The sequence below is a fragment of the Streptomyces sp. E-08 genome (assembly GCF_049913095.1).
In the GTDB taxonomy this organism is placed as follows: domain Bacteria; phylum Actinomycetota; class Actinomycetes; order Streptomycetales; family Streptomycetaceae; genus Streptomyces.
In genome coordinates this window covers 6,889,446-6,915,550 of the sequence record NZ_CP183971.1, presented here as the reverse complement: position 1 = coordinate 6,915,550, position 26,105 = coordinate 6,889,446, and the positions used below count along the sequence as shown (strand labels likewise).

Here is a 26,105-nt window from a genome sequence, read left to right as displayed (position 1 = left end):
GGCGGGAAAGGCGGAGAGCGGTGGGCGAAGGGGGGTGGTGACGGTGGGCGGGGGGTACGGCGCCTCCCCGCCCACCGTCGTCTGGTGGGGCTCCCGTCAGGAGGGGAGTTCCTTGATCCGGATGTCGCGGAAGGCGGCCTGGTCACCGGCTCCGTGGTTCTGGATGCCGATGTGTCCGCTGGTGAGGCTGCGGGCCGGGTCGGTGTTGGTGAAGTCGTTGATCTTGATGCCGTTGAGGAAGACCTGGAGGCGTTCGCCCGTGACGCGGAGTTCGTACGTGTTCCACTGGCCGGGCGGGCGGAGGGCCTGGTCGCGGGCCTTGAGGGTGGCCGACTTGAAGCCGTAGACGGCGCCGGTGGTGCGGTCGGGGGTGTCGGTGGCGTCGATCTGGATCTCGTAGCCGTTGTTCACGGCGGACCAGGGGTCGTCCGAGGCGGGGAAGCCGAGGAAGACGCCAGAGTTGGAGTCGCCGGTGAGCTTCCAGTCGAGGGTGAGGGAGTACGAGCGGAACTCCTTGGCCTGGTACCAGAGGAGACCCATGCCGCCGGTGCTGCGGAGTTCGCCGTCGGCGACGTCGAAGGCTCCGGGTCCGGCCTGCTTCCAGCCTTCGCGGGTCTCGCCGTTGAAGAGGGCGCGGGAGCCGGTCTGCGGCCGGCAGTCGGCCTTGGTCCGGCCGGTGGCGTACCGGAGGCCGCCGAGGAGGTGCTGCCGGAAGGCGGGGTCGGTGTAGGACTCCTGGGTGTGGCCGCCGCCGGTGTAGAAGGAGCGGCCTCCGCCGTAGGTCTGGCACCAGGCGATGGGGTGGTCGCCCTTCATGGTGCCGCCCTGGTAGGTGGTCTCGTCGAGGGTGGCGAGGACGCGGGCCTGGTCACGGGGGTTGGTGCGGTAGTTGTACCACTCGTCGGTGCGCTGCCAGGTGCCGCCGAGGTGGGCGGTGGCGGGGTGGTCGTGGTCCTCGACGCGGACGGTGGCGGGCTGGATCTGGGGGTGGGACTGGAAGTGGGCGCCGACGAGGCCGCCGTAGAAGCCCCAGTCGTATTCGGTGTCGGCCGCGGCGTGGATGCCCATGTAGCCGCCGCCGGTGGAGATGTAGTTCTCGAAGGCGGTCTGCTGGTCGGCGTTCAGGACGTCGCCGGTGGTGGAGAGGAAGACGACGGCGTCGTACCGGGCGAGGTTGCCGGTGGTGAACTGGCGGGGTTCTTCGGTGGTGTCGACGACGATGTTGTCGCCCGCGCCGAGTTCCCTGAGGGCGGTGATGCCGCCGGGGATGGAGTCGTGGCGGAAGCCGGCGGTCCTGGAGAAGACGAGGACGCGCTTGGTGGTGCGGTCGACGGGGGTGCTGGAGAGGGTGAAGTCGTCGAGGTCGTAGAGGGCTCCCGCGGCGCCCTTGAAGACGAGGTAGAGCGTGGTGGTCTTGCGGGGTGCGGCGCGTAGGGGGACGTCGACGTCCTGGAAGGACTCCCAGCCGCCGGTGACGGGGACGGGGGTGGAGCCGAGGAGGGTGCCGGTGGGTGAGCCGGTGCGGACTTCGAGGAAGCCGCCGGCGCCGCCGGAGGAGACGCGGGCCGTGAGCTTGGTGGCGCCGCCGAGCTGGTAGGGCGTGAAGGCGATCCAGTCGCCGTTGTCGATGTCGCCGACGGTGCGGCCGCCGTGGGCCTCGGTCTTGTCGTAGGTGCGGATGCCGCTCTGTGTGTCGAAGTGCTCGGCCTGGCGGTGGCGGGGCTGGAGCTTGGCCTGGTCGCTGCCGGTGAGGGCGGCCTGTCCGCCGCCTCCGCCGTCGGTGTACTCGGCGTTGAAGACGGCGAAGATGTTGGCGTCGTCGTCGTGGCCGCCGTCGGCGGAGGTCTTGATGGTGCCGGTGCAGCCGTTGGCGGTGGTGACGGGGTGGCCGTGGCTGTCGTGACCGAGGACGTAGGTGACCTTGACCTTGGCGCAGTCGACGGTGCCGTCTTCGGGGTCGGTGACGGTGACCTTGAAGGGGATGTCGTCGCCGAAGGTGAAGAGGGCTCCCTCGGCGGGGAGTTGGAGGGTGACCTTGGGGGCGGTGTTGCCGACGGTGATGTGGACGGAGGCGGATCCGGTGCGGCCGGTGGTGTCCTTCGCGGTCACGGTCGCCACGTAGGTGCCGTTGGTGCGGTAGGTGTGGGTGGGGTTGGCGGTGGTGGCGGTGGCGCCGTCGCCGAAGTCCCAGCTGTAGGTGAGGGCGTCGCCGTCGGCGTCCGTGCTGCCGGCGGAGGAGAAGGTGACCTTGAGGGGCGCGGTGCCGGAGGTCTTGGTGGCGCTCGCCTCGGCGACGGGTGAGTGGCCGCCGGTGGCGTTCTCGATGCGGTAGAGGCCGGAGTTCTGGTCGCCGCCGAACCAGGCGGTGCCGTAGTCGAGGACGTAGAGGGCGCCGTCGGGGCCGAAGGCCATGTCCATGATCTGGGTGCCGGTCCAGGGGACGGGGCTGATGGACCGGACGGTGCCGTCGGCGTCCTGGTCGACGCGCTTGATCCAGCGGCGGCCGAACTCGCCGGCGAAGAAGTCGCCGTCATAGGCCTCGGGGAACTTCACCGGGGAGGTGCTGGCGGGGTCGTAGCGGTAGACGGGGCCGCCCATGGGCGATTCGGAGCCGGTGCCGAACTCGGGGACGGAGCCGCCGTCGTAGGGGATCCAGGCGGGCTCGGCCGGGGGCAGGTCGACGAGTCCGGTGTTGTACGGGGACTCGTTCTTCAGCGCGCCGCAGTCGAAGGTGGCGCCGGAGGTCTTCGTGGCGAAGTCGTAGGCGACGTAGGGGTCGTTGGCGCCGGTGCAGAAGGGCCAGCCGAAGTTGCCGGGCTTGGTGACGCGGGCGAACTCGACCTGGCCGGCCGGGCCGCGCTTGGGGTCGGCGGCGCCGGCGTCGGGGCCGTAGTCGCCGACGTACAGGATGCCGGTGGCCTTGTCGACGCTGAAGCGGAAGGGGTTGCGGAAGCCCATGGCGTAGATCTCGGGGCGGGTCTTGGCGGTGCCGGGGGCGAAGAGGTTGCCGTCGGGGACGGTGTAGCCGCCGTCGTCGGCGACCTTGATGCGGAGGATCTTGCCGCGGAGGTCGTTGGTGTTGCCGGAGGTGCGGCGGGCGTCGAAGGCGGGGTTGCGGCCGGGGCGGTCGTCCATGGGGGTGAAGCCGTCGGAGGCGAAGGGGTTGGAGTCGTCGCCGGTCGACAGGTAGAGGTTGCCCTGGGCGTCGAAGTCGATGTCGCCGCCGACGTGGCAGCAGATGCCGCGGGTGGCGGGGATGTCGAGGACCTTCTTCTCGCTGCTGTTGTCGAGGGTGAAGTCGGCGTTCAGCGTGAAGCGGGAGAGGCGGTTGACGCCGTCGTACGGGGCGAACTGCGCGGGGGTCCCGCTCTCGGGGGCGTCGCCGGCGGGGGTGTCCAGGGGCGGGGCGTAGTAGAGGTAGACGGCCCGGTTCCGCGCGAAGTCCGGGTCGATGCCGATGCCCTGGAGGCCCTCCTCGTCGTGGGAGTAGACGGGGACGGTGCCGATGACGGTGGTGTTGCCCGCGGCGTCGGTGCGGCGCAGTTCGCCGCCGCGGTCGGTGTGCAGGACGCTGCGGTCGGGGAGTACGGCGAGGGACATGGGTTCGCCGGTCTCCTCGCCGCCCTTGGCGAGGGTGACCTGCTGGAACTCCTCGTCGGCCGAGGCGGCCGAACCGGCCGAACCGGCCGAGGTCGTGGCGGCGGGGGCGGCGGGAGCCTCCGGTTCGGCCGCGAGGCCCTGGGGGGCGCCGAGGGCGAGCAGGCCCACGGTGAGGAGGGCGAGGGTCTTCCTGGCTCGGAGTCGTTGTCTGTGCACGGATGTCCTCCGGAGTAGGGGTGTGCGGATGTCCGGGGACCGGCGCGCGCCGTCACGCTGGTCGAATGGGCCAGTTACGCCATGTACACATCAGGGACCGTAGCGAGGTTCGTCCACTCCGTGAACCCCTTGTGCACGCTTCGATCGAACTTTCCACCGTGAGAGGACAAAGACTCCCGCGGTGGAGTCCGGGGGACCTCAGTCACCGCTCCCGAAGGCGGCGTCGAAGGAGGCCGCCGGCGGGTCGAAGTCGTACCGCTTGAGGAAGGACAGCGCCTCGGGCGCGCCGGTCAGCCGGTCCATGCCGGCGTCCTCCCACTCGACGGAGACGGGTCCGCCGTAGCCGATGGACCGCAGCATCCGGAAGACGTCCTCCCAGGGCACGTCGCCGTGCCCGGCGGAGACGAAGTCCCAGCCGCGCCGCGGGTCGCCCCAGGGCAGATGGGAGCCGAGCCGCCCGTTGCGGCCGTCGAGCCGCTTGCGGGCCTCCTTGCAGTCCACGTGGTAGATCCGGTCGCGGAAGTCCCACAGGAAGCCGACGGGGTCGAGGTCCTGCCAGACGAAGTGGCTCGGATCGAAGTTGAGCCCGAAGGCGGGCCGCCGCCCCACGGCGTCCAGAGCCCGCTCGGTGGTCCAGTAGTCGTACGCGATCTCGCTGGGGTGCACCTCGTGGGCGAAGCGCACGCCCTCGGCGTCGAAGACGTCGAGGATCGGGTTCCACCGTTCGGCGAAGTCCTCGAAGCCGCGCTCGATCATGCGCTCGGGGACGGGCGGGAACATCGCCACCAGGTGCCAGATCGACGAGCCGGTGAAACCGACGACGGTGTCGACGCCGAGCGCCGCCGCGGCCCGCGCGGTGTCCGCGAGCTCACGGGCGGCCCGCCGGCGCACGCCCTCGGCGTCGCCGTCGCCCCAGATCCGGGCGGGCACGATCGCCTGGTGGCGTTCGTCGATGGGATGGTCGCAGACCGCCTGCCCCACCAGGTGGTTGGAGACCGCCCAGCACTTCAGGCCGTACGCGTCGAGCAGTTCGCGCCTCCCCTTGACGTACGCGGGATCGGCGAGCGCCTTGTCGACCTCGAAGTGATCTCCCCAGCAGGCGAGTTCGAGGCCGTCGTAGCCGAAGTCGCGGGCGAGCCGGCAGACCTCCTCCAGGGGCAGGTCGGCCCATTGGCCGGTGAAGAGGGTGAAGGGTCGGGGCACGTCACGGCTCCTGTCGGGGTACGGGGGTGTACACGGCGTTCTTCTCCGCGCTCTCCTCCACCGCGGCCAGCACCCGCTGGACCTGGAGCCCGTCCGCGAAGGACGGCGCCGGGGCGGTCCCGGTCGCGACGGCGATGACCAGGTCGCGGGCCTGGTGGGCGAAGGTGTGCTCGTAGCCGAGTCCGTGGCCGGGCGGCCACCAGCCCTCCAGGTACGGGTGGCCGGGTTCGGTCACGAGGATGCGCCGGAAGCCGGCCGAGACGGCGGGCTCGGTGTGGTCGTGGAAGGACAGTTCGTTGAGCCGCTCCAGGTCGAAGGCGAGCGAGCCCTTCGCCCCGTTGATCTCCAGGCGCAGCGCGTTCTTCCGGCCGGCCGCCATCCGGGTCGCCTCGAAGGACGCGAGCGCTCCCGAGGCCAGCCGCCCGGTGAACAGGGCCGCGTCGTCGACCGTCACGGCACCGTACGCGCCGGATCCCGGGCCCGCCGAGAGACCGGCCGCGGCCCCGGCGAGCAGCGGCCGCTCCCGTACGAAGGTCTCGGTGAGCGCCGACACCCCGACCAGGTACTCCCCCGCGAGGTACTGGGCCAGGTCCACGGCGTGTGCCCCGAGGTCCCCGAGCGCCCCCGACCCGGCGTGCTCGCGCTCCAGGCGCCAGGTCAGCGGGAAGCCGGGATCGACGAGCCAGTCCTGGAGGTACGTGACCCGCACGTGCCGCAGGGCGCCGAGCCGGCCGTCGGCGATCAGCCGCCGGGCGTACGAGAGGGCCGGCAGCCGGCGGTAGTTGAAGCCGACCATGGCGACCTGGCCCCGGGCGGCGGCGGCCTCCGCGGCGGCCGCCATCACCTCGGCCTCGGCGACGGTGTTGGCGAGCGGTTTCTCGCACAGCACGTGCTTGCCCGCCTCCAGGGCGGCGACCGCGATCTCCGCGTGGCTGTCGCCGGGCGTGCACACGTCGACGAGCTGGACGTCGTCCCGGGCGACGAGGGCCCGCCAGTCGGTCTCCGCCGCCGCCCAGCCGTGCCGGTCCGCCGCGGCCCGCACGGCGGTGGCGTCCCTGCCCGCGACGGCGGCGAGCACCGGCCGCAGCGGCAGGTCGAAGGCCCGCCCCACGGTGCGCCAGCCCTGCGAGTGGGCGGCGCCCATGAAGGCGTAGCCGACCATCCCGACGCCAAGCGTCTCTTCCATCTGTGTTCCTCCCGTTTCGTGGTGCGTGCCGGCGTCGGTGGTCAGTTGAAGCCGGTGGGCAGGTACTCGTCGACGTTCTCCTTGGTGACGACGGCCGAGTAGAGGGTGATCGAGGCGGGGATCTCCAGCTCGGACATGCCGCCGATCCCCTTCTTCTGGCCGAGGGCGCGGGCGAGGTCGATCGCGGAGGCGGCCATGGTCGGCGGGTAGAGGACGGTGGCCTTGAGGACGCTGTCGTCGGCCTTGATGGCGTCCATGGCGGACTTGGCGCCCGCGCCGCCGACCATGAGGAAGTCCTTGCGGCCGGCCTGGGCGATGGCGCGGAGCGCGCCGACGCCCTGGTCGTCGTCGTGGTTCCACAGGGCGTCGAACGCCGACTGGGCCTGGAGGAGCTGGGCCATCTTGGCCTGGCCGGACTCGACGGTGAAGTCGGCGGCCTGGCGGGCGACCTTGCGGATGTTGGGGTAGTTCTTGAGGGCGTCGTCGAAGCCCTGGGTGCGCTGTCGGGTGAGTTCCAGGCTGTCCATGCCGGCGAGTTCGACGACGGTGGCGTCCGGCTTGTCCTTGAGCTGTTCGCCGATGTAGCGGCCGGCGTTGAGGCCCATGCCGTAGTTGTCGCCGCCGATCCAGCAGCGGTAGGCCTGCGGGGAGGCGAAGATCCGGTCGAGGTTGACGACGGGGATGCCGGCCTTCATGGCCTGGAGGCCGACCTGGGTGAGGGCCTTGCCGTCGGCGGGCAGGACGACGAGGACGTCGACCTTCTTGTTGATGAGGGTCTGGACCTGGCCGATCTGGGCGGCGGTGTCGTTGGAGCCCTCGGTGATCTCCAGGGTGACGTCGGCGTACTTCTCGGCGCGCCGCTTGGCGTTCTCGTTGATGGCGTTGAGCCAGCCGTGGTCGGCCTGCGGTCCGGCGAAGCCGATGGTGACGGGGGTGCCGGGCTTGTCGCCGGCGGCGGGGGCGGCGCTCGCGACGGGAGCCTGGTTCTTGGGCTCGTTGCTCGTACAGGCGGTGAGGAGGGCTCCGGCGGAGACGGCGGCGCCGCCGAGGAGGAGGTGTCTGCGGCTGGTTTCGGGCATGGCGGATCAACCCTTCGGAGGGGAGGAACTGCGGGGGGCGTGCGGGAGGAGAGGTCAGGCGTCGCCGTCGCGGGCCGTGCGGCGCTGGACCAGGACGGCGGCGACGATGATCGCGCCCTTGGCGATCTGCTGGACGTCGCTCTGGAGGTTGTTGAGGGCGAAGATGTTGGTGATGGTGGTGAAGACGAGGACGCCGAGGACGGAGCCGACGATGGTGCCGCGGCCGCCGCTGAGGAGGGTGCCGCCGATGATGGCGGCGGCGATGGCGTCGAGTTCGTACAGGTTGCCGTTGGTGTTCTGGCCGGAGCCCGCGAGAACGATCAGGAGGAAGGCGGCGATGCCGCAGCACAGGCCGGACAGCAGGTAGAGGTACAGGCGCTGGCGGCGGACGTCGATGCCGGCGAGGCGGGCGGCCTCGGGGTTGCCGCCGACGGCGACGGTGCGGCGGCCGAAGGTGGTGCGGTTCAGCAGCAGCCACCCCGCCGCGGTGACGGCGGCGAAGACGAGGACGAGCGGCGGGATCCCGAGGACGTAGGCGTCGGGGACGCCGAGGTCGAGGACGGACGGGACGGTGACGATCTGCGTCTTGCCGTCGGTGATCTGGAGGGCGAGGCCGCGGGCGGAGGCGAGCATCGCCAGGGTGGCGATGAAGGGGACCATCCCGCCGTACGCGACGAGGACGCCGTTCACGAGGCCGCAGCCGAGTCCGACGGCCACCGCGGTGAAGAGGATTCCGGCGAAGCCGGACTCCTGGGTGGCGAGGGTGGTGGCCCAGACGGAGGCGAGGGCGACGATCGCTCCGACGGAGAGGTCGATGCCGCCGCTGGTGATGACGAAGGTCATGCCGACGGTGACGACACCGATGACGGAGGCCTGGGTCAGGACCAGCTGGAGGTTGGATCCGGCGAGGAACTCGGCGGGCCGGGTGAGGCCGCCGACGAGGATCAGGGCGGCGAGGACGCCGAGCAGGGACAGGTTGCGGACGTCGGCTCTGAGGCCGAGCGCGCGCCTGCGGCGGTCCCGGGCCGGCACCTCGGCCGGGGTGGTGAGCGTCATGCGGTCGGACTCCCTTCCATCACGAGGTCGAGTACGCGGTGTTCGTCGAGGTCAGGGGCGGGCGCCTCGTGCACGACCCGGCCCTCGCGCAGGACCAGGACGCGGTCGGCGAGGCCGAGGACCTCGGGCACCTCGCTGGAGACGAGGAGGACGGCGAGGCCGTCGTCGGCGAGCCGGCGGATGACGGCGTACAGCTCGGCGCGGGCGCCGACGTCGACGCCCCGGGTCGGTTCGTCGAGGAGGAGGACGCGGCAGCCGCGGAGCAGCCAGCGGGCGAGGACCGCCTTCTGCTGGTTGCCGCCGGAGAGGGTGCGGATCCGGGCCTCGGGGTGGTCGGGGCGGAGGGACAGCTCGCGGGTCGCGGTCCTGGCGGTCTCGCGTTCGGCGGTGCGGTCGACCCAGCCGGCCCGGGAGAAGCGGGCGAGGGAGGAGACGGAGACGTTGCGGGTGACGGATTCGAGGAGGAGCAGGCCCTGCGCCTTGCGTTCCTCGGGGGCGAGGCCGAGACCGGCGCGGACGGCGGCGGGCACGCTGCCGGGCCGCAGCGGCCGTCCGTCGACGAGGACCCGTCCGGCGGTGGGTCTGCGGGCCCCGTAGACGGTCTCCAGGATCTCGGAGCGGCCGGAGCCGACGAGGCCGGCGAGTCCGACGATCTCCCCGGGGCGCAGTTCCAGGTCGAGCGCCTCGAACTCCCCTTTCCTGGCCAGGCCCTGCACACGGAGGACGGGTTCGGCCGTGCGGGTTCCACCGGGCCTCTCGGGGAAGACGTACGGGACGTCCCGGCCGGTCATGAGGGCGACGACGTCCCGGGTGGGGGTGGTCGCGGCGGGCAGTCCGCGGGCGACGGCCCGGCCGTCCTTGAGGACGGTGACGCGGTCGCCGATGCGGCGTATCTCCTCCAGGCGGTGGGAGATGTAGACGACGGCGACGCCTTCGGCGGTGAGGTCGGCGACGATCCGGAAGAGGTTGGCGACCTCGTCGGGGTCGAGGGCGGCGGAGGGTTCGTCCATGACGATGAGGCGCACGTCGTGGGAGAGGGCACGGGCCATGGAGACGATCTGCCGCTGGGCCGCGGAGAGTTCGCCGACGTGGCGGGCGGGGTCGATCTCGGGGTGACCGAGCCGCTTCAGGAGGGCTGTGGTGGTGGCGCGGGCGGCGCGGGTACGGACGAAGCCGGCGGTGGTGGGCTCGTGTCCGAGGTGGACGTTCTCGGCGACGGAGAGTCCTTCGACGAGGTCGAGCTCCTGGTAGATGGTGGCGATGCCGAGGCGGACGGCGGCGCTCGGGGAGCGGAGCCGGACGGGTTCGCCGTCCCAGGTGATGCGGCCGTCGTCGGGCTGGTGGGCACCGGCGAGGACCTTGATGAGGGTGGACTTTCCGGCGCCGTTCTGGCCGAGGAGGCAGTGGACCTCGCCGGGGGTGACGTCGAGGTTCACGCCGTCGAGGGCGCGGACGCCGGGGAAGGTCTTGGTGATGCCTTCCATCGTGAGCAGGGGTGGGCGTTGTTCTGGGGCCATGACGAAGTTCCCCTCGGCGGGTGCGGGCGGCGGGCGGCCTCCGGCGGGCGCGGGTGTGCCTTGGCGGTGGGGTACGACGGTGGGGCGCGGGGTCGGGTACGACGGTGGGGCGCGGGGTCGGGTACGACGGTGGGGCGCGCGACGGTGGGGCGCGGGGGTGGTCGGCGGGCGCGGCCCGGTGGGCACGCGTCATCGACCGAGGGGGCGAACCGCGCGAGCGTGTTACGCCGGCGAGAAGAGGTGGTCGCTGATGAGGCGGGCCGCGCCGGTGACTCCGGCGGTCTGGCCCAGTTCTCCGAGGACGATGGGGAGGTTGCCGGTGGCCAGGGGCAGGGACTGCCGGTAGACCTGGGTGCGGACACTGGCGAGGAGGTTGTGACCGAGGCCGGTGACTCCGCCGCCGATCACCACCAGACCGGGGTTGAAGAAGCTGACGAGTCCGGCGATGACCTGCCCGACCCGGTTGCCGCCCTCGCGGATGAGGGCGAGCGAGGTGGCGTCGCCCGCGGCGGCGGCCGCGGCGACGTCGGCCGCGGTGAGGTGTCCGGCCGCCGCGAGGCGGGCGGCGAGCTCCTCGGACCGGCCGGCGCGCGCCGCGTCCTCGGCGTCGCGGGCCAGGGCGGCGCCGCTGAAGTGGGCCTCCAGACAGCCGTTGTTGCCGCAGGCGCAGGGGCGGCCGTCGGGTTCGACCTGGATGTGTCCGATGTCGCCGGCGCTGCCGGTCGTACCGCGGTAGACCTCGCCGCCGACGACGATGCCGCAGCCGATGCCGGTGCCGATCTTGACGCAGAGGAAGTCGCCGACGGAGCGGGCGACGCCGGCGTGCTGCTCCCCCATGGCCATGAGGTTCACGTCGTTGTCGACCATGACGGGGCAGCCGAGTTCCTGACTGAGTGCCTCCCGTACGGGGAAGCCGTCCCAGCCGGGCATGATCGGGGGTGCGACGGGGACGCCCTCGGGGAAGCGGACGGGGCCGGGGACGCCGATGCCGGCGCCGTCGAACCCTTCCGCGATGCCCGTGGAGCGGAGCTTCGCCGCCATCGACAGGGCCTGTTCGAAGACGGCGACGGGGCCCTCGCGGACGTCCATGGGGTGGTTGAGGTGCCCGAGCACCTCCAACTCGGCGTTGGTGACGGCCACGTCGATGGACGTGGCGCCGATGTCGACGCCGAGGAAGCGGAGTTCGGGCGCGAGGCGGATGTTGTGCGAGCGGCGGCCGCCCCGGGAGGCGGCGAGGCCGTCGGCGACGACGAGGCCGGTCTCCAGGAGCCGGTCGACCTCGACGGCGAGCTTGGAGCGCGAGAGGTCGATCTGGTCTCCCAGCTGTGCGCGGGAGTTGGGTCCTCCGTCGCGCAACAGCCGGAGGAGTCGCGCCTGGTGCCGGTTGGCAGGTCGTGCCGTCATGCGCCTCACGCGCCCCTCCCTCTCGTACACGCTCGTGTGCGGGCTTTCGAGGGGAACGTAGCAGTGGCGTACCGGGGTGGGAAGAAGTCGAGCAGGAATCCGCCCCTACTTTTTCCCGGTCGAGGACAAAGACGGGGGTAGCTGGGGAGAAGGGGTGGTCAGCGCACCTCGACGAGACGGGCCGAGACCACCACGTTGCCGGCGTAGCCGCTCTCCTCGGTGAAGGTGCCGCCGCAGGTGATGAGCCGCAGCTCGGGGACGCCGGCGTCCCCGTAGACCCGCTCGGCGGGGAATCCCTCCTTCGGGACGACCTCGACCCCGTACACGGCGAAGACCGCGGTCCTGCCGTCACGGCGGTCGATCTCCACCCGGTGCCCCTTGCCGAGGGCGCCGAGGTCGTAGAAGACGGCCCGCCCGCCCGGGGTGTCGACATGGCCGACGACGACGGCCGTGCCGCGCTCGCCGGGGGTGACCGCGCCGGTGAACCAGCCCGCGAGCCGCTTCTCCCCGGGCGGCGGGGCCTCGATCCAGCCGTCGGCGTCGAGCCCGACCCGGGTGACGGGCGCGTCGACGCGGACGGCGGGCACACGGACCCGGACCGGGGGCGAGGCGGGCAGCGGAGCGGGTGCGGGGAAGGGAGCGAGGGCGGAGAGGCCGGCCCGGGTCCCGTCGGGCGCGGCGGCGGCGAGGGGCTGGGGCGGGCCGGCGGCCTGGAGCTCCCCCGTACCGCCGCGTACGAGGTGCACCCCGATGAGGAGGACGACGGCGACGACACCCCAGGCGCCGCGCCGTCCGGTACCGGGAGAGGAGCCGGCCTCGGCACCGGCGTCGGTGCCGATGGCGGTACCGGTCGCGCTGTCGTCCACCCGCTCCCCCGCCTCCTGCCCGTGCCTCACGTCCACTGCCCTCCTCACGCCGCTGCGGCGGTGCGTCCCGCCCCGCCGCCGCTCACCCCATGCTGGCGCCCCTCCGCCCCGGACCTCGTCACACCGGGGCGGAGGGGCCGTTTCGGACGCCCCGGGGTCCCGGCCGTCAGGCGCGGCCGCCGGCGCGGCGGCGGGTCAGCACGACGGCGGCACCGAGCGCTCCGGCGATCAGCAGGACGCCCGTGACGGCCTGGGTCACCCCGAGCCCGGCGGTGTCCGTGCCGGCGGCGGTCCCGTAGCCGGCCTTCACGCCCTTGTGCGCTCCGGTGTGCGTGCCGGTGTCGCCGCCCTGGGCGATGGTGAGCGGGGCGGTGCCCCGTTCGCCCTTGCAGTCGAAGGTGATCTCGTACTGGGCTCCGGCCTTGGCGTCGACGTCGACGGTCGCGGTGCCCGGGCGGCCCTCGTTGAGGGTCACGGTCTCGAACACGCCGGAGGTGACGGTCACGGACGGCACTTCGCAGCCGTCCGAGGTGAGGGTGACGGTGCCGCCGGGGGCGATCGTCGCGGGAGTGACGGAGAAGCCGAACGACGTGATGTCGTGGTTGCCGTCGCCGGCCGCCAGGGCCACGGGCGCGACCGCGACGACGGCGACGGCGCTGAGCAGGGCGGCGGAAGCGGCACGTATCGCGCGCATGGCGGTCCTCCAGATCACGGGAGGGCCCCGGCCGCGGAGCGATTCCGCGTCGGGAAAGGGACGACCCTCACCGCGATCGAAGCTAGGTCCGCCCCCGGCGTGCCGCCACCGGGCTCCGCCGAACGGGGCACGGCGGACCACGGGACTACGGGACCCGGATCACCTGACCGGCGTAGGACAGGTTGCCGCCGAAGCCGAAGAGGAGGACGGGGGCACCGGAGGGCAGCTCGCCGCGTTCGACCAGCTTGGCCAGGGCCAGGGGGATGGAGGCGGCCGACGTGTTGCCGGAGTCGACGACGTCGCGGGCGACGACGGCGTTGACGGCGCCGATCTTCGCGGCGAGCGGCTCGATGATCCGCAGGTTGGCCTGGTGCAGGACGACACCCGCGAGGTCCTCGGGGGCGATGCCGGAGCGCTCGCAGGTCTGCCGGGCGAGGGCGGGCAGCTGCTGGGTGGCCCAGCGGTAGACGGACTGGCCCTCCTGGGCGAAGCGGGGCGGGGTGCCCTCGATGCGGACGGCGTGGCCCATCTCCGGGACCGAGCCCCACAGGACGGGGCCGATGGCGCCGGTGTCGGTCTCCGTGGCCTCGACGATCGCGGCGCCCGCCCCGTCACCGGTGAGGACGCAGGTGGTGCGGTCGGTCCAGTCGGTGATCTCGGTCATCTTGTCGGCGCCGATGACGAGTGCGCGGCGGGCCGCCCCGGCGCGGACCGCGTGGTCGGCGGTGGCGAGCGCGTGGGTGAAGCCGGCGCAGACCACGTTGAGGTCCATGGTGGCGGGCGAGCCCATGCCGAGACGGGCGGCGACCCGGGCGGCGGTGTTGGGCGAGCGGTCGATCGCGGTGGAGGTCGCGACGAGGACGAGGTCGACGTCGGCGGCGGTGAGACCGGCTGCGGCGAGGGCCTTGCCGCCCGCGTGGGCGGCGAGCTCGTCGACGGGTTCGTCCGGTCCGGCGACGTGCCGGGTGCGGATGCCGACCCGGCTGAGGATCCACTCGTCGCTCGTGTCGACCAGCTCGGCCAGGTCGTGGTTGGTCAGCACCTTGGCGGGCTGGTAGTGCCCGAGCGCGGCAATGCGAGTGCCCGTCATACTCGGGACCCCCTAGGTGGTTCGTTCGTCCGGCAGGATCCCCCAGTCTTGCCAGCGACTGATCAGTAACCGGTGACGTAAACCACCAACATTCCCCCGAATCGCTTGGCCGACCGTGACAACGGGCCTGGCGGGAGCGGGTGCGCGCACGGGCGCGCGCGTGGCGGAGAATGGGGCGGTCAGGGCCTTCCCGGCCTTCCCTGCGGAGAGAATCGAGTGCGGTCACGATGGGACGGGTCACCGAGCGACGGCGTGTCCTGCGGATCCGGGGCGGTGCGGTCACCACGCGGCCCGACACCCTGGTGGCGGAGGAGCCGCTGGAGATCCGGCTGAACGGACGGCCGATCGCGATCACCATGCGCACTCCGGGCGACGACTTCGCGCTCGCGGCCGGTTTCCTGGTGAGCGAGGGGGTCCTGGCGGCGGCGTCGGACGTGCGGAACATCGTGTACTGCGCGGGCGCCACCGAGGACGGCCGGAACACGTACAACGTGGTGGACGTGCAGCTCGCGCCAGGCGTGGAGGTCCCGGACATCTCGCTGGAGCGGAACGTCTACACGACGTCCTCGTGCGGGCTGTGCGGCAAGGCCAGCCTCGACGCGGTCCGCACGACGGCCCGCTTCCCGATCGCCGACACTCCCCCGGTCCGGCTGACCCCGGGTCTCCTCTCGCTGCTCCCGGAGCGGCTGCGGGCGGCGCAGCGGGTCTTCGACTCGACGGGCGGGCTGCACGCGGCGGCGCTGTTCACGGAGGACGGCGAGCTGCTCGACGTACGGGAGGACGTGGGCCGGCACAACGCGGTGGACAAGCTGGTCGGGCGGGCGCTGCGGGAGGGGCTGCTGCCGCTGGAGCGCGCGGTGCTGCTCGTGTCGGGGCGGGCCTCGTTCGAGCTGGCGCAGAAGGCCGTGATGGCGGGGATCCCGGTGCTCGCCGCGGTGTCGGCGCCGTCCTCGCTCGCCGTGGACCTGGCGGCCGAGACGGGCCTGACGCTGGTCGGCTTCCTGCGGGGGCCGGACATGAACGTGTACGCGGGCGAGCACCGGATCGACGTGAGGACGTCCTAGGCCGGCCTGATCGGCAGGCCCCCTAGTTCTTCGGCGGGTCGATCATCTGGAGGGCGAGGGTGGCCGGCGGCGGGCTGACGCCGGGGCCGCCGGCCTCGGTCCAGGCGAGGACCTCGTCGAGGCAGTCGTCGTCCGCGCTCCAGCCGATCCAGGCGGCCCGGCCGCCCCGGCGCCGTCCCTCGGTGGAGGGCTGGACGACGAGGACGTTGGCCTGGGCGCAGGGGCCGAGGCAGTCGCTGGTACGGACGATCAGGCGGCCCCCGGAGGCCGCGGCGGCCGCGCGCAGGCGGGCCAGCTGGCCCGCGTGGTCCATGCCCGGGTTCTTGCGGGCGTCGCCGCAGCAGCAGCCCCGGCAGACGACGAGGGAGCAGGGCCGGGCCCCGTACCGTATCGGCACCGGGGTCACTCGGCGCCGTCCAGGGAGATCTCGGAGACGGGGGCGACCGTGCCGAGGCGGGGGAAGTCGAGGTCGACGGAGGCGCGGTGCTCGTCGGCGGTGAGGGCGGACATGGCGTCCTCGGCGAAGACCAGCTCGTAGCCCAGGTCGCAGGCGGCGCGGGCGGTGGACTCGACCCCGAGGTTGGTGGCGATGCCGCCGAGGACGAGGGTGGTGGCTCCGAGTCCGGAGAGCAGTTCGTGGAGTCCGGTGTCCTGGAAGCCGCCGATCGTGCGCTTGACGACGACGGGGTCTCCGTCGTGGACGAGGTCCGGGACGAGCTCGCTGCCGGGCGGCTGGGCGTCGACGTTCGGCCGCTCGACGCGGATGTGGACGACGGGCGCGCCGGCGGCCCTGAAGGTGTCGGCGAGCCGCGCGGAGGCGGCGAGGACGTCCGTGCCGGGGCGGGGGGCGAGGGGCAGCGCGACGATGCGTTCCATCAGGTCGACGAGGACGAGCGCGGTGCTGCCGGGTGCGAGTGCGGGCATGGGAGCACCGTAGCGGCCCGGATGATCATCACGTGCCGGGAGTGGACGTGATCCGGCCGACAGACCGCGCACCCGGTCACGTGCCGGTCGACGGGACCTCGGGGGCGTGTACGGGGGCGGCGGCGGTCGCGGGTGAACGGGCGGGCGCCGGGTCCTCCGGGTCCGCCGGGTCCGCCGGGTCCTCCGAACGGCGCTTCGCGAGGACCGCGCAGACCATCAGCTGCATCTGGTGGAAGAGCATCAGCGGGAGCACGGCGAGGGAGGCCTGCGGGCCGAAGAGGACGCTCGCCATCGGCAGCCCGGCCGCCAGGCTCTTCTTCGAGCCGGCGAACTGGATCGCGATCCGGTCGGCCCGGTCGAAGCCCATGCGCCCGGCCCCGTACCAGGTCAGGGCCAGCATCGCCGCGAGGAGCACGGCCTCGACGGCGAGCAGCGCGCCGAGCCGGGCGGGGGTGACCAGGTGCCAGATGCCGGCGACCATGCCCTGGCTGAAAGCGGTGTAGACGACGAGGAGGATCGACCCCCGGTCGACGTGGCCGAGGACCTTCTTGTGCCGGACGAGGAAGCCTCCGACCCAGCGGCGCAGGAGCTGCCCGGCCAGGAACGGCACGAGGAGCTGGAGCACGATCTTCAGGAGCGCGTCGGCGGACAGGCCGCCCGCGCTGTTGCCGAGGAGGAGGGCCGCGAGCAGCGGGGTGAGGACGATGCCGGCGAGGGAGGAGAACGAGCCGGCGCAGATCGCGGCGGGCACGTTGCCCCGGGCGATCGACGTGAACGCGATGGAGGACTGGATGGTGGACGGCACCAGGCAGAGGAAGAGGAACCCGCTGTAGAGCTGGGGGGTGAGGACGCCCGGCACGAGGCCACGGGCGGCGAGGCCGAGGAGCGGGAAGAGCAGGAACGTGGCGCCCAGGACGGTGAGGTGGAGCCGCCAGTGCTTGAGGCCGTCGAGGGCCTCGCGGGTGGAGAGCCGGGCGCCGTAGAGGAAGAAGAGCAGGGCGACGGCCCCGGTCGACGCGCCCTTCGTGACGGTCGCGGCGGCCCCGGAGGCGGGGAGGAGCGCGGCGAGCGCGACCGTGCCGAGCAGGGCGAGGACGTACCCGTCGACGGGCAGCCGGGACGGCAGGCGGAGGGTACGGCGTGCGGTACGGCCGGGCGTACGGGGGGTCATGGGCTCCAGGGCTCCTACGGGGGATCGCGCCCGTCCATCCTGCTCCACGACCCGGTGATCGGGAATCCCGTACAGCGCTCTGACTGTCATCGCGATTCGCGATAACGTCGGGGCGTGTACGAGCCCACCCAGCTGCGCACCTTCCTCGCCGTGGCCCAGACGCTGAGCTTCACACGGGCGGCGGAGCGGCTCGGGCTGCGCCAGTCGACCGTCAGCCAGCACGTGCGGCGCCTGGAGGAGGAGGCGGGCCGTCCGCTGTTCGCCCGGGACACCCATCGCGTGGAGCTCACGGAGGACGGCGAGGCGATGCTGGGCTTCGCGCGGACGATCCTCCAGGCGCACGAGCGGGCGGCGGCCTTCTTCGGCGGGACGCGGCTGCGGGGGCGGCTGCGGTTCGGCGCGTCGGAGGACTTCGTGACGACGCGGCTGCCGGAGATCCTGGAGTCCTTCCGGCGCGAGCACCCCGAGGTCGACCTGGAGCTGACGGTCGAGCTGTCCGGGACGCTCCAGGCCCGGCTGGCGGCGGGGCGGCTCGATCTGATCCTGGCGAAGCGGCGCGGGGCGGAGAGCGAGGGCCGGCTCGTGTGGGAGGACGCGCTCGTCTGGATCGGGGCGCCGGGGCTGCGGATCGATCCGGACCGTCCGGTGCCGCTGATCCTGTACCCGCCGCCGGGGATCACCCGGGCGCGGGCCCTGGAGGCCCTGGAGGCGCAGGGCAGGGCGTGGCGGATCGCGTGCACGAGTTCCAGCCTGAGCGCGAACGTGGCGGCGGCCCGCGCGGGGCTCGGGGTCATGGCGCACACGCGGGGCCTGGTGCCGCAGGGTCTCGTCCCGGTGCCGGCCCGCGCGGGGCTGCCGGAGCTCGGCGACGTGGGGTTCGTGCTGCGCAGGGGGCGCCGGGGCGGGGAGACGCAGGAGGCGGCGGACGCCCTGGCGGAGGCGATCCTGGCGGGCGGCGACCGCCTGCACCGCCCGCGCTGAGACGGGCGGCGACCGGTGGTGACGGGCCCGCTGAGCGGATGGCGAGAAGACGCCACCGTGGCCGGGCGGGGGCGGGGCGTGAGCGGGCCGTACAGATTCCGTGGAGATTCACCCCCGAAGGACGTACCGTCCGGTCAGTAACCAGCCCGAGTCGCGACCGACTTGGCCGGCCAACCCGCCCTGACCTGTGAGAACGCGGAATGTCCCGGCTTGGTGAAGGCCCTCCCACGGGCCGGTCCCGTGGGGTACCGTCACCGGCGCCGTACGGAGTGCGACAACGGGCTTTTCCAGCCACCGGGCCGTCGAAGCCATCGAGCCGTCGAGGAGCAGGTCAGTGCGCGAGTTCACCGTGCCGCCCGTCGAGGCGGCGCCTCAGGTCGGCGGTCTGGCGGACGCCGTGTTCGACCACGCCCTCGCCGAGCCCGGCCGGATCGCCTTCGGCCGCAAGGGCCCGGACGGACAGTGGCACGACGTGACCGCCGCGCGGTTCCGGGACGAGGTCATGGCGCTCGCGAAGGGGCTGATCGCGGAGGGCGTGCGGTTCGGCGACCGGGTCGCGATCATGGCCCGGACCCGGTACGAGTGGACGCTGTTCGACTTCGCGCTGTGGACCCTCGGCGCGCAGCCCGTACCGGTCTATCCGACCTCCTCGGCCGAGCAGGTCTTCTGGATGCTGTACGACGCCGAGGTCACGGCCTGCGTGGTGGAGCACGAGGACCACGCGATGACGATCGGCTCGGTGATCGACCGGCTGCCCCGGCTCCAGCGGCTGTGGCAGCTGGACGCGGACGCGGTGGGCGAGCTGACCGCGGCGGGCGCGGAGATCGACGAGGAGGTCGTGCACCGGCACCGGCGGGCGGTGACCCCGGAGACGGTGGCGACGGTCATCTACACCTCCGGGACTACCGGCCGTCCCAAGGGCTGCGTGATCACCCACGCGAACCTGATGTTCGAGACGGACATGGTGATGGGCCGCTGGGAGTCGGTGTTCCGTTCCCGGCCCGACGAGCAGGCCTCGACGCTGCTGTTCCTGCCCCTGGCGCACGTCTTCGGGCGGATGGTGGAGGTCGCGGCGGTCCGGGGCGGGGTGAAGCTGGGGCACCAGCCGGTGATGGCGGCGGCCGAGCTGCTCCCGGACCTGGCGGCGTTCCGGCCGACGTTCGTCCTGGCCGTGCCGTACGTCTTCGAGAAGGTCTTCCACGCGGCCCGCCGCAAGGCGGAGGGCGAGGGGAAGGCGGGCCCGTTCGACAAGGCCGTGGAGGTGGCGGTCGCGTACGCGGAGGCGCTGGAGCAGAAGGCCTTCGGGACCGGTCCGGGGCCGTCGGCGGCGCTGCGCCTGCAGCACCAGTTCTTCGAGAAGACCGTGTACGTCAAGGTGCGCGCGGCCCTGGGCGGGCGGGTGCGGCACGCGATGTCGGGCGGCTCGGCGATGGCCCGCCGGCAGGGGCTGTTCTTCGCGGGTGCGGGGGTGACGGTCTTCGAGGGGTACGGGCTGACCGAGTCCTCGGCCGCCGCCACGGCGAACCCCCCGGGGCGGACCAAGTACGGCACCGTGGGTCAGCCGGTGCCGGGGACGACGGTGCACATCGCGGAGGACGGCGAGGTGTGGCTGCACGGCGGCCAGGTCTTCTCCGGCTATCTGAACGCGCCGGAGGCGACGGCCGCCGTCCTCAACGACGGCTGGCTGGCCACCGGGGACATCGGCGCCCTCGACGCGGACGGCTACCTGACGATCACCGGGCGGAAGAAGGAGATCCTGGTGACCTCGGGCGGCAAGAGCGTCTCCCCCACCGCGCTGGAGGAGCGGGTGCGGGCGCATCCGCTGATCTCCCAGTGCATCGTGGTCGGCAACGACCGGCCGTACATCGCGGCCCTGGTGACCGTCGACCAGGAGGCCGTGGACCACTGGCTCGCGATGCAGGGGCGGGCGCCGCTCGCCGCGGCCGAGCTGGTGCGCGACCCGGCGCTCGAGACGGAGATCCGCCGGGGGGTGGTGGCGGCCAACACGCTCGTCTCGCAGGCGGAGTCGATCCGGACGTTCCGGATCCTGGCGCATCCGTTCAGCGAGGAGCACGGGCTGCTGACCCCCTCGCTGAAGCTGAAGCGCAAGGCGATCGAGCGGGCGTACGCGGCGGAGGTCGCGGCACTGTACGGCTGACGGAATGCGGGGCGGTCCGTGATCGTTGACGCTGGGAAGTACCCGCGTACCGAACAACCCGTACGACCGCGACGACGTAAGGAACCACCCCACGTGAGCACGGACACCACCGTTCCCTCGATCACCCTGAACAACGGCGTGAGCATGCCGCAGCTGGGCTTCGGCGTCTGGCAGGTGCCGGACGACGAGGCGACGGCGGCCGTGACGACGGCCCTGGAGGCCGGGTACCGCTCGATCGACACCGCCGCGATCTACGAGAACGAGCGGGGCACCGGCCGCGCCCTCGCCGACTCGGGCATCGCCCGCGAGGAGCTGTTCGTCACCACGAAGCTGTGGAACAGCGAGCAGGGGCACGACTCGACGCTGCGCGCCTTCGACGCCTCCCTGGACAAGCTGGGCCTCGACTACGTCGACCTGTACCTGATCCACTGGCCGGTGCCGGCGAAGGACGCGTACGTCGACACCTACCGGGCGTTCGAGAAGATCCTCGCGGACGGACGCGCCAAGGCCATCGGCGTCTCGAACTTCCTCCCCGAGCACCTCGACCGGCTGATCGGCGAGACCTCGGTCGTGCCGGCCGTCAACCAGATCGAGCTGCACCCCCAGCTGTCCCAGGCGGAGTCGCGCGAGGCGCACGCCCGGCACGGCATCGCGACCGAGGCGTGGTCGCCGCTCGGCCAGGGCAAGGGGCTCCTGGACGTCCCGGCGATCGTCGCGATCGGCCGCAAGCACGGGCGGACGCCGGCCCAGGTGGTGCTGCGCTGGCACCTCCAGCTGGGGAACGTCGTGATCCCGAAGTCGGTCACCCCCTCGCGCATCCGCGAGAACATCGACGTCTTCGGCTTCGAGCTGGACGCCGAGGACCTGGCGGCGATCGCCGCCCTCGACGAGAGCCGCCGGCTCGGCCCGAACCCGGCGGAGTTCAACGTCGGCGCCTGAGCCAGGACGGGGCGCACGAGCGAGCACGGAGGGGCGCCGCGCGGGCGGCGCCCCTGTCGCTCCCTGGCCTTCGCAGCCGTCTCAGTAGCCGTCGACCCCGAGCTCGGTGATCGAGGCGAAGAGGTGCTCCCAGACCTCGGCGCCCGGTGCGCCCTCGGCGAGGGCCCCGGCGTCGACGGCCTCCATCGCGCGGAGGAAGTCCCGCACGCCGTCCTCGCCCGGATACGGGTCCCAGCAGGCGCCCATGTACCGGCGGACGCCCTCCAGGAACCGGACGAAGGACTCCAGGTCGCGGACGAGCGGGAACGCGGCGTCGCCGCCGGGGCCGTGGCTGCCGTCCGGCTGGCGCAGGCGGACGGCGCCGGTCGCGGGGTGGACGAGGACCTCCCCGGGATCGCAGTACCTGAGGTCGAACGCGCCGACACGCAGCAGGCCCTCCGGGCCGGGGGCCAGGAACGGGTCGGCCACCTCGAAGGACGTCACGCCCGCGCCCCAGTGGCGGGGCAGTCCGGCTTCGGTGAGCAGCGTCCGGGTCGGTGCGTGCGTGAGCGCGTCCGGCAGGCCGGCCGCCGGGACGCGTACGACCCCTGAGGGGCCGAAGACCGCGTCGAGCCGGGCCGCGGTGAGCGGACCGTCCACCTCCCTCGTGCCGGGCCGGAACCACGGCCGGGCATCCGGAACGGGGCCGGAGGGCGCGGCGTCGCCGGTCGGCCAGTCGGCGAGGGCCGCGTCGTTGCACTCCACCACGGCCACCCCGCGCGCGTCGTGGAAGACGTACCGGCCGCCGTCCAGCGGGACGGGCTCCTCCCAGGAGTGGGGGGCGTGCAGGGCCCAGGACGCGTCGTCGGCGTCGAACAGCCAGGGTCCTTCGGGCTCGGACTCCTCGTACGGTTCGGTCTCGCTCTCGGCGGGGGCGGGCCGGGGCCGGCCGGTGGCCAGGTCGAACCAGACGTCCTCGCACCACAGGGCCCAGACCTTCAGGAGCTCGGCGCCCCCGGCCTCGTACACCTCGGCGGAGCGGTCCCCGCTGAGGTTCGGCGCGGCCTCGTGGGCGCCGACCGGCCGCCACCAGGCCCACACCGTCCGCCATGGAAGCTCCGGTGCGGCGGCGGCTACTTCTCGGGCGTACTCCTGGTGACCGAGGACGGTCGCGGCGAAGTGCAGCCAGGAGGCGAACTCGGCGGGTGTCACCGGCGCCTGCCCGAACACCGCCTCGGCCTGGCTGAACACCTCGCGTCCCACGCCGCCGTGGTCCTCCGGCAGGGCGTCGAGGCGGGCACGGAGCTCGGCACGGTCGTGGCGCAGGACCCGGGCGGGGTCGTCGAGGAGGGTGAGGAGTTCGGGATCGGTCACCGGCCCATCGTGCCAGGCGCCGTGCGGGCGGGGGGTGGTGGGCACGGGCCGCGTCCCGGCCGTTGTCGTACCCCGCGCGTAGAGTCGGAGACGGACCCCGAGGGGTGCGTGCGGCGGCGTCGGCCGCGCTGTCCAACTGCCGGGCGAGGAGAAGGAGTCGGTACGGTGAGCGGTGCCCCGGAACCTGTCGAGGCGGGCCTCTACCGGGTACGGAACGTGGCGAGCGGACTGCTCCTGGAGGTGTACCGGGGGTCGGGCCGCAGCGGCGCGAAGGTGCAGCAGGGCACCGGGAACGGAACTCCCGGGCAGCACTGGCACATCACACCCGTGCCCAACGGCGGCGGGCTGTACCACCTGGTCAACGCGGCGAGCGGCAAGCGGCTCGACGTCGCGAACGCGTCCACGGAGAACGGCGCCGAGATCCAGCAGTGGAGGGCGAACAACTTCGGCGCACAGGAGTGGATCATCGAGCAGGACCTCCAGTCGCCGGGGACGGTGGCCCTGGTGAGCTTCGTCAGCGGCCTCTTCCTGGAGATCGCCGACGAGTCGCTGGAGGACGGGGGGAGCGTCCGGCAGTGGGAGGACACCGACTCGCCGTTCCAGTGGTGGCGGCTGGAGCCGGTGTCCTGACCCGGGGGTGTTCAGCCCTTGCGCGCGGTGTGGACCGTGTGGGCGGTCAGGTGGAACAGGTCCGCGCGGTGGTGCAGGGAGAGCGGGTCGGCCGTGTCGAGCAGCCGGTCGAGCGTCTCCTTGTCGTCGGCGTCGAGCCGGGCGGCCAGACCGTCCCGCAGGCGGCCGTAGTGGGCGAGGACCAGTTCCCTGACGGCCGGGGAGACGGGCGCGGGCACGTCGACGAGGAACGTGCGGGTGCCGGCCGGGGTGAGGCCGGCCGCGGCGAGCAGCGCCCGCCAGTCGTCCGGCTCGTCCTTGGACTCCGGGAGTTCGGCGCGCATCTCGCCGAACCACGTGGCGTGGGCGGCGTCGAGCCGGGCCTCCAGGCCGGGCCTGCCGATCCCGATGTGCTGGGGCAGGTGCCGTCGGGGCAGGCCGCCCTCGACGAGGACGAGGAGACCGCCGGGGTTCAGCCGGCCCGCGAACTCCGTGAGCGCGGCGCCCTGGTCGCCCATGTGGTGCATCGAGTTGCCCGCCCAGATCAGGTCGGCGTTCCCCAGGGAGCCGATGTCCGCCGGGAGTTCGGCGTGGAGGGTGGAGACCCGGGCGCCGAGGCCTCGGGCCTCGGCGCGGGCCCTGGCCCGGGCGAGGAGCTCGTCAGCACCGTCGACGGCGACGGCCTCGGCGGCGGGGAACGCCTCGGCGAGCAGGCCGGTCACGACTCCGGGGCCGCTGCCCACGTCGAGGATCCGGCGGACGCCCTGCACCGGCACGAGGGTGCCCAGCCAGGCGGCGGCCTCCGCGTAGGCGGGGCTGGCGATCTCGGCCTGCCGCTCCAGGAGCGGGGCCATCTCGTTCCAGTCGAGCTGGGTGCCGCCGTGGTGGTGACCGTGACCCTGCTGGTGTCCTTGACCCTGCTGCGGGCCGTGGCCCTGCTGCGGGCCGTGGCCTTCGCCGTGCGAGGGGCCGGGGTGGGACGCGTGATGCTGGCTCATGGTCCCAGAGTGCGACGACCCGCCGGGGAACGCGAGAAATGTTGCCGGTCCGGCAACATCGCGCGGGGCCGTCAGCCGCGCCCCCTGTGCTCCTGGGGGCTGATGCCGCGGACGCGTTTGAAGGCGGCGCTCAGGGCGAACGCCCCGCTGTAGCCGACCTGCCGGGCGACGGACTCGACGGTGGCGTCCGTCTCGCGCAGCAGGTCGGCGGCGAGCGCGAGCCGCCAGTCGGTGAGATACGCCATCGGCGGCTCCCCGACGAGCTCGGTAAACCGGCGGGCGAGCGCGGCCCGGGACACGCCCGACTTCGCGGCGAGCGAGGCGACGGTCCACGGGTGGGCGGGGTCGTTCTGGAGCAGCCGGAGCGCCCGGCCGACCACCGGGTCGCCCATGGCGCGGTACCAGGCGGGTGCCTCGGCGCCCGGCCGGGAGAACCAGGCGCGGACGGCCGCGATGAGCAGCAGGTCGAGGACGCGGTCGAGGACGACGCTCTGGCCGGGTTTGTCGCGGGAGATCTCCTCGTCCAGGAACGGCATGAGGGGGCAGTTCCACACGTCGGCGGGCAGGTGCACCAGGCCCGGTAGGGCGTCGAGGAGCCGGCGGCCGACCTCACCGTCCATCAGGTAGGTGCCGACGAGCACCGTGGTGCCGCCGTCGGGGGTGTTGCCCCAGGTGCGGACGCCGAGCCGCATGGACTGGGAGAGCGGCTCCCCGGAGAGGGTGGTGCAGCAGCCGTCGGGGCCGATCCGGGCGTGGGGCGGGGCGTCGGGGGTGTGGGCGACGGTGTACGGCTCGGGGCCGCGGGCGATGGCGATGTCCCCGGGGCGCAGGAGGACGGGCGCACCGGTGTCGGGGACGATCCAGGCCTCGCCCTCGGTGACGCACATGAGGCAGATCGGGGCCTCGTCCTCGATGCGCACGGACCACGGCGGCTCCATGATCATGCGGAGCAGGAAGGCGCCCTTGGCGCGTGGCCCGTCGAGGAGTCCGGCGAGTGCGTCCATGGTGCGCAAGCCTAGGGGGTGTCCTTCGGACCAGGCCGGGCACAGGGTGCGGAGGGCTGAGACGGAGGCGTAGGGAGGTGAGACTGCGGAGCATGGGCGGGAGGCGCTCGGGGCGGGAGTCTTGAGCCATGACGACGAACACGAACCACAGCGAGAACACGACGATCCTGGTGACGAGCGCCACCGGCAAGACCGGGCGGCGGGTGGCCGAGCGGCTGACCGCCCGTGGGGCGACGGTGCGGGCCGGCTCCCGGAGCGGGGCGACCGTCTTCGACTGGGAGGCCCCGGAGACCTGGGCGCCCGCGCTGCGGGGCGCGGACGCCGCGTACGTGGCCTACTACCCGGACCTGGCGGCCCCCGGCGCGGTCGAGGCGATGGACGCCTTCGGCCGGCTCGCGGTGGAGAACGGGGTCCGGCGGCTCACCCTCCTCTCCGGGCGCGGGGAGCCCGAGGCGGTCGTCGCGGAGGAGGCGCTTCGGGCGGCGGCGTCCGGGGCCGAACTGACCGTCGTACGGGCCTCGTTCTTCGCGCAGAACTTCTCCGAGGGGCTGCTCGCGGAGGGCGTCGCCGAGGGTGCGGTGGTCTTCCCGGCCGGTGACACGGCCGAGCCGTTCATCGACGCCGACGACCTGGCGGACGTCGTGGTGGAGACCCTGACGGCGGACGGGCACGCGGGGCGGGTGCACGAGGTGACGGGTCCGCGGCCGGTGGGCTTCGCGGAGGTGGCGGCGGAGATCGCCCGCGCCTCGGGCCGCCCGGTGGTCTACCAGCCGGTGTCGGAGGCCGAGTACGCGGGGCTGCTCGGCGGGTTCGGGCTCCCGGCCGGCGAGGCGGAGTGGCTCGCCGGGCTGTTCGCGACGCTCCTCGACGGGCACAACGCCTCGGCGACGGACGGTGTGAAGAGGATCCTGGGCCGCGAGCCGCGGTCCTTCGCCGCGTTCGCGGCGGAGGTCTGGGGCGGGCCGGCGGCCTGACGGCTGCCCTCCGTGCGTA

Annotated in this window: 22 protein-coding genes; 6 read left to right on the top strand and 16 right to left on the bottom strand. The window is 73.2% G+C overall.

Features of this window, described 5'->3' with window-relative positions; all coding sequences use genetic code 11:
* Positions 1 to 96: 96 nt before the first annotated feature.
* The 10 genes from ACN9MM_RS31815 to ACN9MM_RS31770 all read right to left on the bottom strand — a co-directional run bounded on the left by ACN9MM_RS31815 (position 97) and on the right by ACN9MM_RS31770 (position 13,911).
* The gene (locus tag ACN9MM_RS31815; protein WP_426367166.1) at positions 97 to 3,816 is read right to left on the bottom strand and encodes a ThuA domain-containing protein; all 3,720 of its coding nucleotides are present in this window, start codon (positions 3,814 to 3,816) and stop codon (positions 97 to 99) included.
* A gap of 198 nt (positions 3,817 to 4,014) precedes the next feature.
* On the bottom strand, positions 4,015 to 5,019 hold the full coding sequence (locus tag ACN9MM_RS31810) for a sugar phosphate isomerase/epimerase family protein (protein ID WP_426367165.1): 1,005 nt from the start codon (positions 5,017 to 5,019) through the stop codon (positions 4,015 to 4,017).
* A 1-nt stretch (position 5,020) separates the two neighbouring features.
* On the bottom strand, positions 5,021 to 6,205 hold the full coding sequence (locus ACN9MM_RS31805; RefSeq protein WP_426367164.1) for a Gfo/Idh/MocA family protein: 1,185 nt from the start codon (positions 6,203 to 6,205) through the stop codon (positions 5,021 to 5,023).
* A 41-nt stretch (positions 6,206 to 6,246) separates the two neighbouring features.
* On the bottom strand, positions 6,247 to 7,284 hold the full coding sequence (locus tag ACN9MM_RS31800) for a substrate-binding domain-containing protein (RefSeq protein ID WP_426367163.1): 1,038 nt from the start codon (positions 7,282 to 7,284) through the stop codon (positions 6,247 to 6,249).
* 54 nt (positions 7,285 to 7,338) lie between these two features.
* Positions 7,339 to 8,340: an ABC transporter permease gene (locus ACN9MM_RS31795; RefSeq protein WP_426367162.1), complete on the bottom strand. Its 1,002-nt coding sequence runs from the start codon at positions 8,338 to 8,340 to the stop codon at positions 7,339 to 7,341.
* A complete protein-coding gene (locus tag ACN9MM_RS31790) occupies positions 8,337 to 9,857 on the bottom strand; it encodes a sugar ABC transporter ATP-binding protein (RefSeq protein WP_426367161.1) in 1,521 nt (506 codons plus the stop codon). Before ACN9MM_RS31790 ends, ACN9MM_RS31795 begins: the two co-directional genes overlap by 4 nt.
* 222 nt (positions 9,858 to 10,079) lie before the next feature.
* Positions 10,080 to 11,261 carry an ROK family protein gene (locus ACN9MM_RS31785; RefSeq protein ID WP_426367160.1) on the bottom strand — a complete coding sequence of 394 codons (1,182 nt, stop codon included), beginning with the start codon at positions 11,259 to 11,261 and terminating at the stop codon, positions 10,080 to 10,082.
* Between the two features lie 158 nt (positions 11,262 to 11,419).
* The gene (locus ACN9MM_RS31780) at positions 11,420 to 12,100 is read right to left on the bottom strand and encodes a class F sortase (RefSeq protein ID WP_426368875.1); all 681 of its coding nucleotides are present in this window, start codon (positions 12,098 to 12,100) and stop codon (positions 11,420 to 11,422) included.
* A gap of 193 nt (positions 12,101 to 12,293) precedes the next feature.
* Positions 12,294 to 12,821 (bottom strand): hypothetical protein, encoded by a 528-nt coding sequence (locus ACN9MM_RS31775; RefSeq protein WP_426367159.1) that lies wholly within the window; start codon positions 12,819 to 12,821, stop codon positions 12,294 to 12,296.
* Between the two features lie 145 nt (positions 12,822 to 12,966).
* Positions 12,967 to 13,911 (bottom strand): beta-ketoacyl-ACP synthase III, encoded by a 945-nt coding sequence (locus tag ACN9MM_RS31770; RefSeq protein WP_426367158.1) that lies wholly within the window; start codon positions 13,909 to 13,911, stop codon positions 12,967 to 12,969.
* Positions 13,912 to 14,138: 227 nt separating this feature from the next.
* Here ACN9MM_RS31770 and fdhD point away from each other — a divergent pair, with 227 nt between their 5' ends.
* Positions 14,139 to 14,975, top strand: coding sequence for a formate dehydrogenase accessory sulfurtransferase FdhD (fdhD, locus tag ACN9MM_RS31765; RefSeq protein ID WP_426367156.1), 837 nt, complete (start codon positions 14,139 to 14,141; stop codon positions 14,973 to 14,975).
* A 22-nt stretch (positions 14,976 to 14,997) separates the two neighbouring features.
* Here the strand turns inward: fdhD and ACN9MM_RS31760 are convergent, their stop codons facing one another.
* The 3 genes from ACN9MM_RS31760 to ACN9MM_RS31750 all read right to left on the bottom strand — a co-directional run bounded on the left by ACN9MM_RS31760 (position 14,998) and on the right by ACN9MM_RS31750 (position 17,070).
* Positions 14,998 to 15,381, bottom strand: a complete 384-nt coding sequence (locus ACN9MM_RS31760; protein ID WP_426367154.1) for a (2Fe-2S) ferredoxin domain-containing protein — start codon at positions 15,379 to 15,381, stop codon at positions 14,998 to 15,000.
* Positions 15,378 to 15,899 (bottom strand): isochorismatase family protein, encoded by a 522-nt coding sequence (locus tag ACN9MM_RS31755; protein ID WP_383695910.1) that lies wholly within the window; start codon positions 15,897 to 15,899, stop codon positions 15,378 to 15,380. The genes ACN9MM_RS31760 and ACN9MM_RS31755 overlap by 4 nt, the downstream gene beginning before the upstream one ends.
* Positions 15,900 to 15,975: 76 nt before the next feature.
* Positions 15,976 to 17,070 carry a bile acid:sodium symporter family protein gene (locus ACN9MM_RS31750; protein WP_426367153.1) on the bottom strand — a complete coding sequence of 365 codons (1,095 nt, stop codon included), beginning with the start codon at positions 17,068 to 17,070 and terminating at the stop codon, positions 15,976 to 15,978.
* Between the two features lie 114 nt (positions 17,071 to 17,184).
* Between ACN9MM_RS31750 and ACN9MM_RS31745 the strand changes: the two genes are divergently transcribed.
* The 3 genes from ACN9MM_RS31745 (at position 17,185) to ACN9MM_RS31735 (ending at position 21,148) form a co-directional block, all read left to right on the top strand.
* On the top strand, positions 17,185 to 18,051 hold the full coding sequence (locus tag ACN9MM_RS31745; protein WP_426367152.1) for a LysR substrate-binding domain-containing protein: 867 nt from the start codon (positions 17,185 to 17,187) through the stop codon (positions 18,049 to 18,051).
* A gap of 334 nt (positions 18,052 to 18,385) precedes the next feature.
* Positions 18,386 to 20,209 (top strand): AMP-dependent synthetase/ligase, encoded by a 1,824-nt coding sequence (locus ACN9MM_RS31740; protein WP_426367151.1) that lies wholly within the window; start codon positions 18,386 to 18,388, stop codon positions 20,207 to 20,209.
* Positions 20,210 to 20,353: 144 nt separating this feature from the next.
* A complete protein-coding gene (locus ACN9MM_RS31735; RefSeq protein WP_426368874.1) occupies positions 20,354 to 21,148 on the top strand; it encodes an aldo/keto reductase in 795 nt (264 codons plus the stop codon).
* Between the two features lie 81 nt (positions 21,149 to 21,229).
* Here the strand turns inward: ACN9MM_RS31735 and ACN9MM_RS31730 are convergent, their stop codons facing one another.
* Positions 21,230 to 22,501 carry an SUKH-4 family immunity protein gene (locus ACN9MM_RS31730; protein ID WP_426367150.1) on the bottom strand — a complete coding sequence of 424 codons (1,272 nt, stop codon included), beginning with the start codon at positions 22,499 to 22,501 and terminating at the stop codon, positions 21,230 to 21,232.
* A 165-nt stretch (positions 22,502 to 22,666) separates the two neighbouring features.
* Here ACN9MM_RS31730 and ACN9MM_RS31725 point away from each other — a divergent pair, with 165 nt between their 5' ends.
* The gene (locus ACN9MM_RS31725) at positions 22,667 to 23,131 is read left to right on the top strand and encodes an RICIN domain-containing protein (protein ID WP_426367149.1); all 465 of its coding nucleotides are present in this window, start codon (positions 22,667 to 22,669) and stop codon (positions 23,129 to 23,131) included.
* Between the two features lie 11 nt (positions 23,132 to 23,142).
* On the opposite strand, the gene ACN9MM_RS31720 is transcribed toward ACN9MM_RS31725, so the two are convergent.
* Together ACN9MM_RS31720 and ACN9MM_RS31715 are read right to left on the bottom strand one after the other, a co-directional pair.
* Positions 23,143 to 24,108 carry a class I SAM-dependent methyltransferase gene (locus ACN9MM_RS31720; protein ID WP_426367148.1) on the bottom strand — a complete coding sequence of 322 codons (966 nt, stop codon included), beginning with the start codon at positions 24,106 to 24,108 and terminating at the stop codon, positions 23,143 to 23,145.
* Between the two features lie 71 nt (positions 24,109 to 24,179).
* Positions 24,180 to 25,112, bottom strand: coding sequence for an AraC family transcriptional regulator (locus ACN9MM_RS31715; RefSeq protein WP_426367147.1), 933 nt, complete (start codon positions 25,110 to 25,112; stop codon positions 24,180 to 24,182).
* Positions 25,113 to 25,240: 128 nt separating this feature from the next.
* Here ACN9MM_RS31715 and ACN9MM_RS31710 point away from each other — a divergent pair, with 128 nt between their 5' ends.
* The gene (locus ACN9MM_RS31710; protein ID WP_426367146.1) at positions 25,241 to 26,086 is read left to right on the top strand and encodes an NmrA family transcriptional regulator; all 846 of its coding nucleotides are present in this window, start codon (positions 25,241 to 25,243) and stop codon (positions 26,084 to 26,086) included.
* Positions 26,087 to 26,105: the final 19 nt, after the last annotated feature.